The sequence below is a fragment of the Microbacterium sp. CCH5-D1 genome (assembly GCF_001557335.1).
GTDB classification, from domain to species: Bacteria; Actinomycetota; Actinomycetes; order Actinomycetales; family Microbacteriaceae; genus Microbacterium; species Microbacterium oxydans.
On the sequence record NZ_LSJW01000311.1, the window covers coordinates 1 to 2,626 of the forward strand.

General features: G+C 69.1%; 2 protein-coding genes and 1 pseudogene. 2 read left to right on the top strand and 1 reads right to left on the bottom strand.

Annotation, left to right across the window (positions count from 1 at the left end; all coding sequences use genetic code 11):
- Nucleotides 1–234 precede the first annotated feature (234 nt).
- Entirely contained in the window at nt 235–882 is a 648-nt protein-coding gene (locus AX744_RS18800) for a biliverdin-producing heme oxygenase (protein ID WP_046748635.1), read from the top strand.
- Between the two features lie 7 nt (nt 883–889).
- Here AX744_RS18800 and AX744_RS18805 read toward each other — a convergent pair whose 3' ends face one another.
- Nucleotides 890–2,284 carry an ATP-dependent DNA helicase gene (locus AX744_RS18805; protein WP_046748634.1) on the bottom strand — a complete coding sequence of 465 codons (1,395 nt, stop codon included), beginning with the start codon at nt 2,282–2,284 and terminating at the stop codon, nt 890–892.
- Between the two features lie 113 nt (nt 2,285–2,397).
- Here AX744_RS18805 and AX744_RS18810 point away from each other — a divergent pair.
- A pseudogene (locus tag AX744_RS18810) lies at nt 2,398–2,626 on the top strand (hypothetical protein); the annotation flags it as partial.

Sequence of the window (2,626 nt, forward strand, 5' to 3'; positions counted from 1 at the left end):
CATGGGACATCACCCGCGACGGCATCGTGACCGAGCTGCGCGTGCCGTGGCCCGGCGGTCCGATCGCCGACCGCCCGTCCGTGCGCCGGGAGGTCGTGGCACTCTACGACGCCGCGTGCGCGCGCCTGGGCGTCGAGCCCCGACCGCACGCCTGACGACTGCGCACGCCTGGCGACTGCGCACGCCTGCCGACTCGGACTTCCCCTGAGGTAAGGCAAGCCTTACACTTGCCTCATGCCCGAGATCCTCTCCTTCTCCGCCGCCCTGCGCGAGCGTTCGTCCGGATCGCACTCCCGCAGCGAGACCGCCGGCTTCATGTCCGACCTCCTGAAGGGCGAAGGGTCTCGCGAGGACTACATCTCGCTCGTCGCTCAGCACTACTTCATCTACGAGGCGCTCGAATCCGCAGGTGACCGCATGCGCCAGGATCCCGTGGCCTCCGTCTTCATCACCGACAAGCTCACCCGGCTCCCGGCGCTCGAAGCCGACCTCGAGTTCCTGCTCGGAGCCGACTGGCGCGAGCGGATCGTCGCCCTGCCGACGACGCAGCGCTACGTCGACCGCATCCGGCAGGTCGGCGCCACCTGGGCCGGCGGCTTCGTCGCGCACCACTACACCCGCTACCTCGGCGACCTGTCCGGCGGGATCTTCATCGGACGCGTGATGGCTCGCCGCTTCGGCTTCGAGACCAACGGCATCGGCTTCTACCTGTTCGACGACATCGCCGACCCCGCCGCGTTCAAGGACGTGTACCGCGAGCAGCTCGACGCCGCGCCGTGGGACGATGCCGAGCGCGAGCGCGTGATCGACGAGGTGCTGCTCGCCTACCGCTTCAACACCGAGCTGTTCGAAGACCTCGACCGCGCACGCGCCGCCGCCTGACCCGCGCTCAGCTCTTCGGCAGCTCCGGCGTCGATGCGGCCAGCCAGGCGTCGCGCATGAACCGACGCACGTCCTCGTCCACGCGGATGTCGCGGGGGCGCAGCGGACGCGACAGGTAGAGCCCCTCGAGCGAGGTCAGTCGGCTGAGAGCCACGTACGTCTGTCCCGGTGCGAACGCTCCGGAGCCGAGGTCGATGATCGCGCGCTCGTAGGTCTTGCCCTGCGACTTGTGGATCGTGACCGCCCACGCCAGCCGCAGCGGGAACTGCGTGAACTCGGCCACCACGTCGCGGGTGAGCTTCTTGGTGTTCTGGTCGTACGCGTAGCGGAACCGTTCCCATACGGCGGGCTCGACGTCGACCTCCTCGCCGTCGATGTCGACCCGCACGGCACTTCCGAGGATGCGCACCACCGTCCCGATCGTGCCGTTGACCCAGCGCGGCGGCTCGCCAGACATCGCGGTGTCGTTGCGCAGGAACATGACCTGCGCGCCGACCTTGAGCTTCAGCTCCGACTCGGCGGGGAGCGCGGCCTCGCCCCTCCCGAAGTCTCCGCTCACCTCTGCGCGCGCGGTCTGCTCCTTACCCGGCAGTGCAGCCAGGTGTCGACTGTTGATGCTGTTCACGATGTCGTTGCGCGTGGCGAGCGTGATCATCGGCACTTCACCCGGCTCGGGATCGGGCGGCGTCCGCGCGCCCTGGGTGTTGAGCACCCCGGCGATCTCGGCGGTGACGCGCCCGTAGCGGACGGCATTCAGCATGGCCTTGAACCCGTCGTCGGACTGGCGATGGATCTGCACGAGCTCGCGCACGTGCAGCTCCGCCCGCGTGTCGACAGCGAACAGGCCGTCCTGATCCGACTCGCCGGTCCCACCGCCACCTCCCGCCCACACCTTCGCGTCGAAGAACCAGAACGAGCGGTAGTGGTCCTGCACGTAGCGGGCCTCGTCGCCGCGCGGCGGCACGGGAGCGAGCTGATACGGGTCGCCGAACATGACCACCTGCACGCCGCCGAACGGCTCACCCCTGCGGCCCCGTGCCTGCCGCAGCGAGCGGTCGATGGCGTCCATCAGGTCTGCATTGACCATGGAGATCTCGTCGATCACGAGCGTCTCGATCGCGTTCAGGATGCGGCGGGTCGCATCGTTCTGATCGATGTCCGCATCTCCGATCAGGCCGATCGGAAGTCGGAACAGCGAATGGATCGTCTGCCCCTCGACGTTGAGCGCCGCGACGCCGGTCGGCGCGCAGATCGCGATCTGCTTCTTCGTGTTCCAGGCGAAGTGCTGAAGGAGGGTCGATTTGCCCGTCCCGGCTCGTCCGGTGATGAAGACGTGTTCACCGGTGTCCTCGATGAGCCGGAACAGCTCTTGCTGCTCCTCGGACAGGGCGGGAAGGGACACGGTTCTCACAGGGGCAGCGGACGGACAGGGCGCTCGTCCATGCTACGTCCCGGCATCCGCGCACGGCCGCCGACGCTCGGCGTCCCCCCAGGACGCCCTCCTAGACTGACGCCATGGACCGGGCACGTGCGAGCGCGCCCCGGCGCGCGCGCCTGGGGGTCGACCTGGCGATGCTCGCCGTCGTCGGCCTCGTGCTCGTCGCCGCTCTCGGGGCAGGCGGAGCCACGCTCTACCAGCAGTTCTACGGACCGTCGGCATTCGTGGTGCGCTACCTCGACCTGCTCTCCTCCGGCCGCGCCGCCGACGCGCTGCGCGTGCCGGGTGTCGCGGTCGATCGCGAGA

Coding starts and splice junctions, on each gene's coding strand:
- AX744_RS18800 (WP_046748635.1), top strand. CDS start 235: ATGCCCGAGATCCTCTCCTTCTCCGCCGCCCTGCGCGAGCGTTCGTCC.